Source organism: Candidatus Auribacterota bacterium, assembly GCA_026392035.1.
Lineage (GTDB): Bacteria > Auribacterota > Tritonobacteria > UBA1439 > UBA1439 > JAPLCX01.
Map to the genome: position 1 here is coordinate 59,115 of JAPLCX010000085.1, position 13,300 is coordinate 72,414.

Annotated in this window: 15 protein-coding genes; 8 read left to right on the top strand and 7 right to left on the bottom strand. The window is 59.1% G+C overall.

Translation table 11 applies throughout. The features are described 5' to 3' along the window. Positions 1–57: 57 nt before the first annotated feature. The 3 genes from moaA to NTX71_09540 all read right to left on the bottom strand — a co-directional run bounded on the left by moaA (position 58) and on the right by NTX71_09540 (position 2,278). Positions 58–1,005, bottom strand: a complete 948-nt coding sequence (gene moaA / locus NTX71_09530; GenBank protein ID MCX6340141.1) for a GTP 3',8-cyclase MoaA — start codon at positions 1,003–1,005, stop codon at positions 58–60. A 493-nt stretch (positions 1,006–1,498) separates the two neighbouring features. Beyond that, positions 1,499–1,918, bottom strand: a complete 420-nt coding sequence (locus NTX71_09535) for a nucleoside-diphosphate kinase (protein MCX6340142.1) — start codon at positions 1,916–1,918, stop codon at positions 1,499–1,501. Between the two features lie 120 nt (positions 1,919–2,038). Next, positions 2,039–2,278, bottom strand: coding sequence for a response regulator (locus NTX71_09540; GenBank protein MCX6340143.1), 240 nt, complete (start codon positions 2,276–2,278; stop codon positions 2,039–2,041). Positions 2,279–2,441: 163 nt separating this feature from the next. On the opposite strand from NTX71_09540, the gene NTX71_09545 reads away from it, so the two are divergent. Next, entirely contained in the window at positions 2,442–3,545 is a 1,104-nt protein-coding gene (locus tag NTX71_09545; GenBank protein MCX6340144.1) for a glycosyltransferase, read from the top strand. 35 nt (positions 3,546–3,580) lie between these two features. Next, positions 3,581–3,778 (top strand): type II toxin-antitoxin system HicB family antitoxin, encoded by a 198-nt coding sequence (locus NTX71_09550; GenBank protein MCX6340145.1) that lies wholly within the window; start codon positions 3,581–3,583, stop codon positions 3,776–3,778. Positions 3,779–3,808: 30 nt separating this feature from the next. Here the strand turns inward: NTX71_09550 and NTX71_09555 are convergent, their stop codons facing one another. The 3 genes from NTX71_09555 to NTX71_09565 form a co-directional block, all read right to left on the bottom strand. Next, complete coding sequence (locus NTX71_09555; protein ID MCX6340146.1) at positions 3,809–5,473, bottom strand: glycosyltransferase family 39 protein; 1,665 nt, start codon at positions 5,471–5,473, stop codon at positions 3,809–3,811. 28 nt (positions 5,474–5,501) lie between these two features. Continuing rightward, entirely contained in the window at positions 5,502–5,798 is a 297-nt protein-coding gene (locus NTX71_09560; GenBank protein MCX6340147.1) for a LysR family transcriptional regulator, read from the bottom strand. Positions 5,799–5,901: 103 nt separating this feature from the next. Further along, positions 5,902–6,114: a hypothetical protein gene (locus NTX71_09565; protein MCX6340148.1), complete on the bottom strand. Its 213-nt coding sequence runs from the start codon at positions 6,112–6,114 to the stop codon at positions 5,902–5,904. 325 nt (positions 6,115–6,439) lie between these two features. On the opposite strand from NTX71_09565, the gene NTX71_09570 reads away from it, so the two are divergent. The 6 genes from NTX71_09570 to NTX71_09595 all read left to right on the top strand — a co-directional run bounded on the left by NTX71_09570 (position 6,440) and on the right by NTX71_09595 (position 12,422). Then, positions 6,440–7,573 carry a site-2 protease family protein gene (locus NTX71_09570; GenBank protein MCX6340149.1) on the top strand — a complete coding sequence of 378 codons (1,134 nt, stop codon included), beginning with the start codon at positions 6,440–6,442 and terminating at the stop codon, positions 7,571–7,573. A 109-nt stretch (positions 7,574–7,682) separates the two neighbouring features. Further along, entirely contained in the window at positions 7,683–8,603 is a 921-nt protein-coding gene (locus tag NTX71_09575) for an FAD-dependent oxidoreductase (GenBank protein MCX6340150.1), read from the top strand. Continuing rightward, entirely contained in the window at positions 8,600–9,478 is an 879-nt protein-coding gene (locus NTX71_09580; GenBank protein ID MCX6340151.1) for a metal ABC transporter substrate-binding protein, read from the top strand. The genes NTX71_09575 and NTX71_09580 overlap by 4 nt, the downstream gene beginning before the upstream one ends. Before the next feature lie 21 nt (positions 9,479–9,499). Further along, complete coding sequence (locus NTX71_09585; protein MCX6340152.1) at positions 9,500–10,288, top strand: metal ABC transporter ATP-binding protein; 789 nt, start codon at positions 9,500–9,502, stop codon at positions 10,286–10,288. Next, on the top strand, positions 10,281–11,144 hold the full coding sequence (locus NTX71_09590) for a metal ABC transporter permease (GenBank protein MCX6340153.1): 864 nt from the start codon (positions 10,281–10,283) through the stop codon (positions 11,142–11,144). Before NTX71_09585 ends, NTX71_09590 begins: the two co-directional genes overlap by 8 nt. A gap of 78 nt (positions 11,145–11,222) precedes the next feature. Then, on the top strand, positions 11,223–12,422 hold the full coding sequence (locus NTX71_09595) for a YgeY family selenium metabolism-linked hydrolase (GenBank protein ID MCX6340154.1): 1,200 nt from the start codon (positions 11,223–11,225) through the stop codon (positions 12,420–12,422). 270 nt (positions 12,423–12,692) lie between these two features. On the opposite strand, the gene NTX71_09600 is transcribed toward NTX71_09595, so the two are convergent. Then, a complete protein-coding gene (locus tag NTX71_09600; GenBank protein ID MCX6340155.1) occupies positions 12,693–13,226 on the bottom strand; it encodes a DUF2585 family protein in 534 nt (177 codons plus the stop codon). Positions 13,227–13,300: the final 74 nt, after the last annotated feature.

Genomic DNA, 13,300 nt, shown 5'->3' on the forward strand with positions numbered 1-13,300 from the left:
CGGCGCCTGCTGAGCAGGAACTCCCATGCCGACTCCATTGCACTCATGTGGAGCCTCTCATCCCCCGAGGGCATACATCCCGTACCGTGAGAGTTTCATATCCAGATTGTGCCCCTCGGGTTTCGCGCTCACCGCCTTTACAATCAATTCAGCGACTGGGTGCCCGCGCCTCAGGGGGCCGCGCAGGTCAATCCCCTCGCGGGAGAACAGACAGGGGAGAAGCATGCCGTCGGCAGTGAGGCGGAGCCGATTGCACGCCGCGCAAAATGGCTCCGTGCGGGAGAGAATGAACCCGATGCTGCTCCCGCCATTCCGATGCCTGAAACTCTTCGCCGGCCCCCCTCCCGTTTCCCTGGAGGGCTCGATCCCCTCCCGCTCATTCATCGATTCGACAACCGGTGTGAGCGAAACGAAGAGGTCCTCGCCGCACACAGGCATGTACTCAATGAATCTGACATCGAGCCGCTCACGCCGCCCCCAGGCGATGAAATCATTTATTTCGTCGTCATTGACGCCGCGCATGACCACCACATTCACCTTTACCGACCGTATCCCCTCTCCACGCGCCGCTTCGATCCCGCAAAACACCTCGCCGAGCCCTCCGGCACCCGTGATCCGACGAAACGTATCCCCGTCGAGCGTATCCAGCCCCACGTTGATCCTCTTCAACCCCGCCCCCTTCAGCTCCCTCGCGAACCGCCGGAGCAAAAGCCCGTTGGTGGTGAGTGAGCAGTCCACGCCTCTCTCTGAGAGCGCATTGAGAAACCAGATGATGCCGCGGCGCACGAGCGGCTCCCCACCGGTAATGCGAAACCTGCTGAATCCGAGGAGACGCGCCGCGTCGATCACCGCGAGGATTTCCTCATAGCGCAGGATCTCCTCGTGAGGGATTGAGGTGACTCCCTCCCCGGGCATGCAGTAGAAGCAGCGCAAGTTACAGCGATCGGTAACGGAAATACGCAGGTAATCAACCGCCCTGCCGTATGTATCAACGAGAGGCTTCATTGTCTCACCCCCTTGTATTCCCAGTGGGTAAGGCCTCGGTTATGAAGGGTTGAAACGGAATTTCCGTAAGGGGTCACTTATAGAGGGGGGCCACAGATCCCGCTAAGCGGGACGGATTATGACGGATATTCACAGATGAAAAGAAAGCTTCATCTGCGGCCATCCGTGTGGTTATCCGTGAAAATCCGTGGCGAACATCATTTACCGTTACCCCTGCAAAACTGACCCATTACGAATTTCCGGAGCCGGGACTGGAAGGTTATGCGCGCGGCGCGGCGAAGCATTTTCGCCCCCTCATACGATCAGCCAAGAGACATTCCCGCCGGGCGCCGCTACTTAACCACCGGCTGAACCTGTGCTTTGACCTTCAGTCTCTTTCTCTTGAGGTATTTCTTCCTGCGTATCCTCTTCTCACTCACACGATGCGGCTTTGACATGCGACCTCCTCTATACAGTATTATTCCACTCCTCGATTAGCATTCCTTCCCACAACTCAGGGGTGCTCACCGAACAGCAACGCGATTTCTCTCTCCGCTTCTTCTCCATTCGCAGACGCGTGCACGAGATTCCGCTCGATATGAAGCCGGTCAATCCCAAGGGCGCCGCGAATCGTCCCGGCCTCAGCGAGGCGCGGATCCTTGTTGCCCACGAGACCTCTCACGCGCCGTGCCACGTCACCGTCCCCCGCCAGGATGAACAGGCCGACCTCACCGCTCAGGAGAAAATTGACGTTCACCTCGAAAAACGGCTTGCCCCGATGCTCCCCGTAGAGCCCTTCGACCTCCTCGCGGGAGAGCCGTCTCCGCGTCGAGCGCACCACCCTCATGCCCGCGGAAGCGACTCTCTCAAGAATGGTTTTCTCGAGCCCCCTCCGGTAGGCATCCGGCTTGATCATCAGCAGTGTCCTGCCCATAGTTCTGGAAGAACCTCCTCATTGTAACAAATGGCACACCGTGATCACATCAGATCTTCGGGAGAAGGTTCACCCGGTCCGGCGGGTCATTCGCACCGCACACCCGGAGATACACCAGCCTCACAGCAAACGGCCGTCGAGGATCTTTCGTATTCTCGGGGAAAGTTCACTGAGTGTGAACGGCTTCCGTATGAAATCACTCGCCTCTTTCTCAAGGATATGCCGCCAGCCCCTGTCCGGGATATATCCGGTACATATGATGACCGGGAGAGAGCGCGCGGATTCCCGTATCCGCTTAAATGCCTGTACCCCACCCATCCCCTTCATCACCATATCGAGGATGACTAGGTTTGCCCCCATGATCGTTCCCGTTGCCTCTTACGAGCCTTCATAAACGACAACCCTGTTCCTTCCGGTCTCCTTCGCATTATACATAAGGGGAACCACGATCACAAGCGCGCGCTCATCCACTTCTTCTCAACGCTTGCCCGCAGTGGTACAATACAGCATTATGCGCCTCCTGATGCTCCTCATACTCGCGGTATGGATCAAGCGTTATTTCGATTCCCTCAGGCTCGATAGAATGAACCATTTCACCGACCCTGAGCTGCGAATCCCCATGCCCGATCCGCCCCGCGTGTCCGTCATCGTGGCGGCGAGAAATGAAGCGCGCGTAATAGAAAATTGCCTGCACGCACTCACCCGCCAGCGCTATCCGAACTATGAAATAATCGTCGCCGATGACCGCTCGACTGATTCCACGGCCGAGATCATCAGAGAGAAATTCCCCTCGGTGCGCTACGTCAGAATACCTTCTCTCCCCGATGGGTACGCGGGGAAAAGTCACGCCCTCTTCGTCGCCCAGAAAGAGGCCACGGGGGAGTGGCTCCTCTTCACCGACGCCGACACGATACACTCGGAGCACTCAATACTGACTCCGCTCAACTACGCGCTGAAAAATCGCGTTCAGATGCTCACGCTGCTCTCACAGCCCCTCAGCGTGAGTTTCTGGGAGAAACTGATCCAGCCGATCACTGGCTTCATGCTCTTCATGTTGTTTCCCGTCGAGCGTATAAACAAGCCTGGGGGCCGCGTCGCGTTCGGGAACGGGCAGTACATTCTGATTCAGCGCAGCGCCTACGACCTGATCGGCGGGCACGGCCGGCTGCTCACCTTCCCGCTGGAGGATATCGCCATGGCGCAGAACGCAAAGAGAAAGAACGTGCGCTTCGAACTCCTCTATGGGGGCGATGTGCTGAAGTGCAGAATGTACAGCTCGCTCCGCGAACTCTGGAGCGGATGGGAGCGGATTTTCTTCCTGATCTTCAGCGACCGGATCTGGCTCCTCCCCGCGATCATCGCGGTCATCATCACGCTCTCACTGCTGCCCTACGCCGGCATCTTTTTCTCCCCCCGCCTCGCGCTGGCGCAGCTGCTCTTCGTGCATCTATCATCCGAACGAGCCTTTGCGTTCATCCATGCCGACAGGCGGTACGTCGTCGCCCACCCCTTCGGCTGTGCGATCCTCATCGGAATCCTCTGGAGCGCGTTTTGGAAGAAGATATGCGGTGGGGGCGTGTCCTGGAAGGGCAGACACTATTACCAGCAGAATTTTCTCAACCGATAGCGCTGGCGATATACTCGGTGAAGGAGGCAGCGGAGATGAAATACAAGGTCAGGCTCACACAGGTTTCTTCAGGACGGCTCATCGCGTACTGCGACGAGCCCAAATGCAGCACGGGGGCACCGACACGTCAGGAGGCCCTTGATAAGATCAAGGAGGAGATCAGGTATCGTTTGGAGTACTGTCCCTGCAGCGCGGTGAGGGAAGGAGATATCGAGATCGAGGTAGTCTCCTGAGCATCCCCGGGCCCGCGTGCTCATTCCCGCTCATTGAGATGACCCGGCGCGGAGAAGGAGCTGCGTGGTGCGCTTCAGCTTAGACCGCGCGGCAATCTCCACAGAGGGGGGAATGAGGTTCTGCGCGCGCAACGTCAGGTACATCTTCTCGGCAATGAGGAGGTGGTTTCCTGATCCGGGCTGGAGTACCGCGGCGAGTTCGTCAGGGGTTTGAATCACCGGGACGGTTCTCTTCAGGTGGAAACAGACCAGACCCAGTTCCTGTTCCCCCGAGCCATAGATGTAGAGCGTAACACCTCCCTTGATCTGTTCATCCAGCATCCCTTCAAAATCGGCGTATCCCTTTCCCTTTTCAGTCACTGCCCAGAGAGAGGGTGACAGCACCGCCCCGTACGCGAGGATGAGGAGCGCAATTGAAATCTCCGCCAGCCGCTCCCCGCGGGTGCGCAGCGCGTACGCAACTGCTGCGCAGGCCGCAAGGACGCTCGCCGCGGTACCGATCGAAGCAACGAGGACGCCGCTCCTCTGAACGATTGCGTAGTACCATGCGGCTCCCCAGCTCCCCACAGGGAGTACCGCAAAGAGGCTGAGCCCGATCCTTTGCCAGAGCGATTCCCACCTCGCGCGCCCCGCCGACCGCGATTCGGCAATCCACGCCGCGAGCAAAATCGCGAAACCGGGCAGCAGCGGGAGGAGGTACAGGTGCCGTTTTCCGCTCGCGATCGAGAGCACGATGAACGGCACCGCAATCACGGCCATGAGGTACTGGCGGCCGCTGTCCGTGATACTCTTCTCGCCGGAGCGGCGGAACAGCCTGAGGGCCGCGGGGGGCAGGAAAATTACCCACGGCAATAAAACTTCAGGAAGGATCAGCAAGTAGTACCATGGCGCGTGGGCATGATCTGCGGTGGACGAGATAAAGCGGAGGACCTGGTTGTCCCAGGCGAACACGCGGAGCGCGCCAGTCCCCTCCCGCGCCCACAGCGCGATCACCCATGAGAACGGCACCGCGACACACGCAGCCACATTCCACGGAGCAATGAGGCGGGCGAGCTCGCGCCATTCCCGGCGCCACGCCAGGAAAACGACAATCGCCGAGCACGGTATGATGACCCCCACCATTCCCTTTGCCATGAATGCCCCGCCCACGGCCAATGAGCAGCCGAGGTATCCCATCCCTTTCTGCCCGCCGCTTGACCTATAGCCATGCCAGAAGAGCGCGAGCGAGAGCGCGACGCAGGCAGCGAGGGGCACGTCAACGAGGAGGTGGTGTGTGATATAGAGCCACTCACCGCACGTGGCGAGGATGAGCGCGGCGAGCAGCCCCGCGGTACGGCCGGCGAGCATGCCGCCGAGCCAGGCCGTGGCGAGCGCTCCGATGAGTCCCCAGGCGGCGGAAGGAATACGACACACTGACTCTGAGGGCTTCCCCGCTGCGTGGAAGGCAAGCGCAGCCCCCCAGTACGCAAGGGGAGGCTTTTCGAGAAATGCCTGCCCGTTGAGACGCGGCACCACCCAATCGCCGGATGCATGGATCTCGCGGGAGATCTCGGCTTCGCGCGGCTCGTCGTTGCCCCAGAGGCCATGCCGCTGACCGGCACCAAAGAGCAGGAGGAGCGCCAGCAGCCACCAGAGGCTCAGGCCTCCTCGCCGAGGGGTCTTCTGGGACATCTCAATTCCGTGGATAGTTTCCATGGGGGTTTATGACGCCGCTCCTCCGCCATCAGGCGAATGTAGATTTGCGAAAAGATCTGATAAACTCCCTCCGGGCAAAATCGGTCACCCTCGCGTGATACCGCTCGTACTGCTCCACGAACTGTTCCGCGAATGGCGTGAGTGCCGTGCCGCCGCGCATCGCGCCCCCGATCCTCCTCACCAGGATTTTTGTGCCGAGCTTTCTCTCCAGCCGGTTGAGGATCCTCAGCGCCTTCACATAGGACATGCCCATGTCCTCCGCCGCTCTGCGTATGGAGCCGAATTTCTGAATTCTCCTGATCAACCACACAAGCCCTATCCCCATAAAAGGCTCCTGGCGCGTGTCGGTGAGACTGATTCTTACTTTAACATTCATGGATGTCATGAGGACGGCGCACCATACTGGCGGCACGACCGGACGCGCGCATTCAGCCGCGACCGGTCCCGCCTTTTCCCATCCGCACCCCCCACCCGATCCGAAAGCGGCCATGGCAGTTGGGGCAGATGAGGTAAATCTCCGCGGACTCACTTTTCTCTTTGAAGGAAAATGACACATGAAACCCATCCGTATATCCGCATGCCGGGCAACGGTAGATTTCCCCCTCCGGAGCGATAGTCATGATCTTTTTTGCCGCGCCCATCACCCTAGGATTCCCTCCTCACGCAGTGTGTTATTTCTCACAATGCATTAGACCTCGGCGAGAAACATGTTCGATCACATTCTATAAATATCCGGCACCCGAGTCAAGGATGCCGCGAGCCCCGAAATGGCGGATTGGGAGGGGTGCCTGCCTGCCGGCGGGCAGGGATTTATCCGACCCGTACTGCGGGCTTGATAAAAAGAGCCCCTACAAATATAATGTATCGAGAATTCCTTTCTGAACCAACGCGAGCCAAGACGGTGCATCCATTGTCCACGCACGCGGCCACAGAGGCTCACCGGCCGCGCGCAGCAGGAGGTAGCTGATGTTCGAGCGACGATTCAGCCTTTTCAGGCTGCTGGGCTTCCAGGTATGGATCGACCCGAGCTGGCTGATCCTCGCGGTGCTCATCACCTGGACACTGGCGCAGGGTGTGTTCCCCTCTCACTATAGGAACCTTTCCCCTGCATCCTACTGGTGGATGGGCGTGGCGGGGGCGCTCGGCCTGTTCTTCTCGATCGTATTTCACGAGCTCTGTCACTCTCTGGTCGCGCGGAGATACGGCCTTCCGATGAAGGGCATTACTCTTTTTATTTTTGGCGGCGTCGCAGAAATGGATGCGGAACCCGAGAGCCCGAGGGTCGAATTTCTCATGGCCGCCGCGGGTCCCCTCTCGAGCATCCTCCTCGCCCTTGGATTCTACTGCGCGGGGGTCGCGGGCACGAGGGTTGGATGGCCGCCTCAGATCAACGGTACGGTGCATTACCTCGCACTGATCAACGGCATGCTGGCCGCCTTCAACCTCATCCCCGGGTTCCCGCTCGACGGCGGGAGAGTGCTCAGGTCGATCCTCTGGGGATGGACGGGTAACCTGCGATGGGCGACCCGCGTCGCCTCCCGGATCGGCTCCGGATTCGGGACGCTCCTGTTCGTCCTCGGGATATTCAACGTGCTCACGGGGAACATGCTCGGGGGGCTGTGGTGGTTTCTGATCGGCATGTTCCTGCGCAACGCCTCCCGGATGTCCTATCAGCAGCTCCTCACACGCAGGGCATTTGAGGGCGAACCGCTGAAACGGTTCATGAACCGCGACCCCGTCACTGTTCCCCCGTCCCTCTCTGTGGCCGCGCTCGTGGAGGATTACATCTACCGGTACCATTTCAAGATGTTCCCCGTAGTTGAGGCTGGGAAACTGCTCGGATGCGTGGGGACAAGCGAGGTGAAGGAAATCCCGCGCGAGCGGTGGGACTCACTTACCGTCGCTGAGATCGCGACGAAATGCTCGTCAGAAAATACGATCAGCCCTGACGTAGATGCCCTGAGCGCGATTTCCGCCATGAACCGGACGGGGAGCAGCCGGCTCCTCGTCGTGGAGGGGGGGCGGCTCGTCGGCATTATCAGTCTCAGGGATATGCTAAAGCTCCTCTCGCTCAAGCTGGACCTTGAAGGGGAAAACTGAGTTATAACCACTGAAATCACTGAGTGCACTGAATACGAATGAGCTATGATGTGCATATATTCAGCGTTTTCAGTGTCTTCAGTGGTTCCAAACAATATGAGGGTGTACTGTGCATGATTTGATCATCATCGGCGGGGGCATCACCGGGCAGACGGCGGCGATCTACGCCGCAAGGAAGAGGATGAGTTTCATCCTGATCACGAAAGAGCTCGGGGGGCAGTTCCTTGAATCGGGAGAGGTCCTGAACTATCCGGGGATCGTAAAGACGACGGGCGCTGAATTCAGCATCATCATGGAGGAGCAGCTCAAGTTCAACGGCGTCGAGCCGGTGGAGGGGCCCGAGGTCACAAAGATTGAACGAATAGCGGAGGGCTTCCGCATCTACTCCACCAAGGGGCAGTATGACGGCAAAACAGTCATCATCGCCACTGGCGCCAGGGCCAGGAAGCTCGGCGTCCCCGGCGAGGACAGGCTGGCGCGGAAGGGGGTCACCTACTGTTCGATCTGCGACGGGCCCCTCTTCTCAGGGAAGGAGATCGCGATTGTCGGCGGCGGGAACTCCGCCCTGGAGGGCGTCAACTTCACGAAGGACATTGCCAAAAGAATTTACCTCATCAACATCGAGAAAAAGTTTAGCGCACATGAGTACCTGATCGACAGGGTGCTGTCGCTCAAAAACGTGGAGGTCATTGACGAAGCGAGGACGACGGAAATCCTTGGAGAGGACACGGTGCGCGGCCTCAGGTATGTGCGGGGAGGGAAGCCGCGCGATCTCGCCGTGGAGGGTGTCATCATAGAGATCGGGCGAGTGCCGAACACTGATTTCGTGAAGGGATTCCTGGAGCTCGCCCCCCAGGGGCACATCCTCATCGACTGCTGGACAAGGGCATCAGTGGAGGGAATCTTCGCGGGTGGCGACTGCGCGTCGGGGCAGGAATACCAATACGTCATCGCCGCGGGCCAGGGATGCATGGCGCTCATCAAAGCCTCGCGTTACCTCGCCAACCTGAAGGGTGAAGCGGAAGCATGAACCACGCACTGAGAACACTGGCGCTCCTTTCCCTGGGCGGACTGGCACCCCTCTCCTCCGCGCCTGAGGAAGCCCCACAGACAATCGTGGTCACTTCATTCTACCCTATCTATATCATGGCGCTGAACGTGGTGAAGGGAGTCCCGGGGGTTTCCATACAAGTTCTTATCCCCTCCTCCACCGGGTGCCTCCACGACTATACCCTCACGGTCGGGGATATGAAAAAATTGGCGAACGCGTCGCTCCTCATCACCAACGGCGCAGGCATGGAGCCCTTTGTCGAGAAGGTTGCGACACAGTACCCGAAACTCAGGGTGATCCCACTCGCGCGGGGAATCCCGCTCATCCGCGGCGACCGCGGCGCTCCGGCCAATCCGCACGTCTGGACCAGCGTGTCCAACGCGATCACGGAGGTCAACAACCTGGGGGCGACAATGGAGGAGTTTGATCCTGTGCATGCCCCGCTCTATCGCGCCAATACCTCTCGATACGTCGCGAAACTGGAGGCCCTTCGCACGCGCATGCACACGAAACTCTCCCCCTATCGCGGGCGAAAGATCGTCACGTTCCACGAGGCATTTCCCTACTTCGCGCAGGAATTCGGGCTTGTGATTGCCGCGGTGGTCGAGCGCGAGCCGGGGAGCCAGCCGAGCGCGCAAGAGCTCGCGCACACCATCGACCTCATCAAGAAGCACGGGATACGCGTCATCTTCAGCGAACCGCAATACCCGGCGTTAGCCGCAGCGGCGATCGCCCGTGAAACAGGGGCCCATGTGTACGTGCTCGATCCCGCGGTGACAGGCCCCGACGATCCGGATGCGTATCTGCACATCATGGAGGCAAACCTCGCGGTGCTTATGCACGCCCTGCGATGACATTACAGTCGCGGAGGAGCTATGGCCCAGCCACGGAGCTGCCCACACTGCTGCATCAAGATTGAGAACCTGAGCGTGGAGTTCGGCGGTGATGCGGTGGTGAAAAACGTCAACCTCCACATCAACTGTGCCGAACTCGTGGCGCTCATCGGCCCGAACGGCGCGGGGAAGACCTCGCTCCTGCGCGCGATCATCGGCGAGATCCCGTGCCGTGGAAGAATGATTTTCCAAATCGAGGGGCGTCCCCAGCCGCACCCCAGGATAGGCTACGTGCCGCAGAGGATCGGCATCGATCCGGATTCGCCGATGAGCGTGCTTGATCTCGTCGCAGCGAGCATCAGCAAGCGGCCGATCTGGCTCGGCATCGGCCGCTCCCTCCGCGTAGAAGTCGAGGTGGTCCTCGCGAGCGTGTCGGCAGAGCGCCTCGTGCACCGAAAGCTCGGCGAGCTTTCCGGAGGGGAACTGCAACGCGTACTCCTCGCCACCGCGATGGCCCCCGCGCCGAACCTGCTCCTCCTGGACGAGCCGGTGTCGAACATCGATCCGAAAGGGCTCTCGCTTTTCTATGAAACGGTGAGCGACCTCCGCCGCCGCCACGACGTCGCCGTGGTCATGGTGACCCACGATCTCGCGGGGATCGCCCCGCACGCGGACACCGTCGTCCTCATGAATCGCACTGTCCTCGCCACGGGTTCCCCCCGCGACATCCTCGCGGATACACAACTGTTGAAGATGTTCGGACCAAGCCCATGGCACGTTTCGGGATTCGCAACCATGCCGCGCGCGGGAGAAACCCCATCCAATGGCTGAACTCGCGTATCGCGTAATGGAATACTGCCTCCCCTTTGAATGGGTCCGCTATGACTTTATGAAGAACGCGCTCCTCGCGGCATGTCTGGTGACCCCCCTCTTCGCCCTCCTCGGCACCATGGTCATCAGCAACCGGATGGCGTTTTTCTCTGATGTGCTCGGTCACTCCGCCCTCACAGGGATAGCGCTCGGGGTGCTCCTCGGCCTGATGAACCCGCTCTCGGCGATGATCGCATTCGCCATCCTCATCGCGATCGCGTTCACCATTTTTAAAAACATCACCCACACCTCACCGGATACGGTGCTCGGCGTGTTCATGGCGGTGACGGTCGCGCTCGGGGTTGTTATTCTGAGCAGGGGGGGCGGTTTCGCGAAGTACACCGTATACCTCATCGGAGATATTCTCGCGGTGACCCCCGTGCAGCTCAAATCGCTCCTGCTGCTCTTCGCCATCGTCGCGTGCTACTGGATCATCGCGGGCAATGCGATGGCCCTGCTCTGTGTGAACTCTTCACTCGCGCGCAGCCGCGGCCTGCCGGTTGTCCTTATCGAAACCAGTTTCGCCGCGCTCCTGGCTGTGGTGGTTGCGTCTACAGTGCAGCTACTCGGCATCCTTATCATCAATTCTCTCCTTATACTGCCCGCGGCGGCCGCCCGAAACGTGGCGACCAGCATGCGCTCGTACACCGCGTGGGCGCTTGGAATAAGCTTGGCCTCCGGGATCACCGGGCTCATTTTCTCCTACTACTGGGGGACTGCCTCGGGGGCGACCATCGTGCTCTGCGCGGCGGCGTGGTACTGTGGCACCGCGATCTGGAGCTACGCCCGTCGGAACATCCGGCGTCACGTGAAATAATTCCCTCTCTCGAGGGCCATATCCCCTTCCCGTAGCGCATACTTCAGTGTGCGCGACATTACAGAAAGGAACAATGACATGGATAAAAAACAACAGATCATGCAGATTCTCACCCGGGACCGCGAGCAGATGGTCGCGTTTCTCCGCGACATCATCGCCCTCCCCAGCCCCAGCGGAGGAGAGAAAGAAGCGGCGGCCCGCACTGTCCAGGAAATGCAGCGCTGCGGTTTCGACAAGGCCTATACCGACGAGATAGGAAACGCGATCGGCGTGGTCGGTTCCGGGAAGCCCACGGTGCTCTTTGATGCCCACCTGGATACGGTCGGGATACACGACAGGAACCTCTGGCAGCACGATCCGTACAAAGGCGCGTACGAGGGGGGCTATGTGTACGGGCGCGGCGCGGCGGAAAACAAGGGAGCCCTCGCCGCAATCATCTATGGCGTCAAGGCGATGAATGAGGCGGGTCTGCTGCGCGGCACGGTTTATGTCACCGGCTCCGTCTTCGAGGAGGACTGTGACGGTCTCGGCCTCTGGTACGCGCTCGCGAAGACGGGACTGAAGCCGGAATGCGTGGTCGTGGGAAAATTCACCGAACTTAAAATAATGCGGGGGCAGCGCGGCCGGATGGAGATTCGCATCACTGTCCCAGGCAAATCCTGTCACGCCTCAACACCGGAGGAGGGGGTCAATCCGATCTACCGGGCGCTGCCGATCATCGAAGGCATGGAGAAGCTGAACAAAAAACTCAAAAAAGATACGTTCCTCGGCAAGGGAACAGTTGCCGTCACGCAGATCAGCGTGAAGAGCCCCGGTTTCAACAGGCTTGCGCACGAGGCGTATCTTTCCATAGATCGCCGCCTGACCGTCGGCGAGACGAAGGAGCTCGCGCTGCGGCAGCTCAGGGATCTCCCCGGAGCAGAAGAGGCGAAGATAGAGATCCTCACCTATGAGAAGCCCGCCTACACCGGCCTGGCGCAGAAGGTGGAAAAATATTTCCCCGGGTGGTCTGTTCCTGAAGATTCAAAAATCGTGAAGGCCGCAGTCGCGGCGTATGCGGAGGCGATCGGCGGGAAACCGGTCATCGACAAGTGGACCGTGAGCTCGAACGGAGTCTCCTCCTGCGGCCTCCTCGGCATACCCACCATAGGGTTCGGCCCCGGCGAAAAGCGCTACATCCACAACTACGACGACCGCATCGCCGTGGATGACATGCTGAAGGCTGCAGCATTTTACGCGCTCTTCCCCACCACGTATAAACTTCTGTTGCTGCCGTGACTTAACTGGTGCGGGAAAGTTACGCATCAATTGGTCTTTTAAGGGGCGAATATAATCATATTCTATTGTCAGGAAGGGAGTTGCATACAACGTCTTGGAGATATGACACCACGGCAGACTGACGTGAACAGGAAGGCGAAAACGGCTCTCGTTTGTGTTCGTATCTGTTTCTCGGCCAGCGCCTGAATCGAGCTGCGATCACGTCAGGGCGGGACGCATGAAGGACCGAACGCGCGAGCATCCGCGCATCCGCGCCGAAAAAGTAATGGGTCAGTTTTGCAGGGGTAACGGTAAATGATGTTCGCCACGGATTTTCACGGATAACCACACGGATGGCCGCAGATGAAGCTTTCTTTTCATCTGTGAATATCCGTCATAATCCGTCCCGCTTAGCGGGATCCGTGGCCACCCTCTATAAGTGACAAGCAATGCGAGTTCCGTTACCACAAACACCACAACCGAACGGCGGAATCCCAGCTGCCGCGCCACCATGAATCCGATACCGAAGGAAAGAATGTCGCCGAGCGAATTAAGGATCGTATCACCTTGATAGCCGATCGCGGCAGTTACTCCGCGATACCGCTCAATGATGTAGTCCATATTCTCCGCCACCTCCCACAGCGTCTCAAAGGAGACCGCGAGACAGAGCCGCCAGAGTGCCGGGACCCTCGGGATAATCAATGCAAGCAATCCACAGATTATGAATCCGTGGAGTAGATGGGTGAAGCTGTAGGGATCTAATACAAACGTCTTAAATAAAGTGACATAGTGGGCTTTTCGTGCTAATCTTAAAGCATGAAAAATCCCACATTAAATCTAACGCATTCGGAAGCAACGAAAGAAAACCTGTTAAAACTGGCCGACAAGATTCCCGGAGC

Bases quoted from the DNA above. Each gene is read 5' to 3' on its own strand.
- NTX71_09535 (MCX6340142.1), bottom strand. From the start codon at position 1,918: ATGGGCAGGACACTGCTGATGATCAAGCCGGATGCCTACCGGAGGGGG.
- NTX71_09540 (MCX6340143.1), bottom strand. From the start codon at position 2,278: ATGGGGGCAAACCTAGTCATCCTCGATATGGTGATGAAGGGGATGGGT.
- NTX71_09560 (MCX6340147.1), bottom strand. From the start codon at position 5,798: ATGGGGATAGGGCTTGTGTGGTTGATCAGGAGAATTCAGAAATTCGGC.
- NTX71_09595 (MCX6340154.1), top strand. From the start codon at position 11,223: ATGGATAAAAAACAACAGATCATGCAGATTCTCACCCGGGACCGCGAG.
- moaA (MCX6340141.1), bottom strand. From the start codon at position 1,005: ATGAAGCCTCTCGTTGATACATACGGCAGGGCGGTTGATTACCTGCGT.
- NTX71_09565 (MCX6340148.1), bottom strand. From the start codon at position 6,114: ATGGGCGCGGCAAAAAAGATCATGACTATCGCTCCGGAGGGGGAAATC.
- NTX71_09590 (MCX6340153.1), top strand. From the start codon at position 10,281: ATGGCTGAACTCGCGTATCGCGTAATGGAATACTGCCTCCCCTTTGAA.
- NTX71_09545 (MCX6340144.1), top strand. From the start codon at position 2,442: ATGCTCCTCATACTCGCGGTATGGATCAAGCGTTATTTCGATTCCCTC.
- NTX71_09580 (MCX6340151.1), top strand. From the start codon at position 8,600: ATGAACCACGCACTGAGAACACTGGCGCTCCTTTCCCTGGGCGGACTG.
- NTX71_09585 (MCX6340152.1), top strand. From the start codon at position 9,500: ATGGCCCAGCCACGGAGCTGCCCACACTGCTGCATCAAGATTGAGAAC.
- NTX71_09570 (MCX6340149.1), top strand. From the start codon at position 6,440: ATGTTCGAGCGACGATTCAGCCTTTTCAGGCTGCTGGGCTTCCAGGTA.
- NTX71_09550 (MCX6340145.1), top strand. From the start codon at position 3,581: ATGAAATACAAGGTCAGGCTCACACAGGTTTCTTCAGGACGGCTCATC.
- NTX71_09555 (MCX6340146.1), bottom strand. From the start codon at position 5,473: ATGGAAACTATCCACGGAATTGAGATGTCCCAGAAGACCCCTCGGCGA.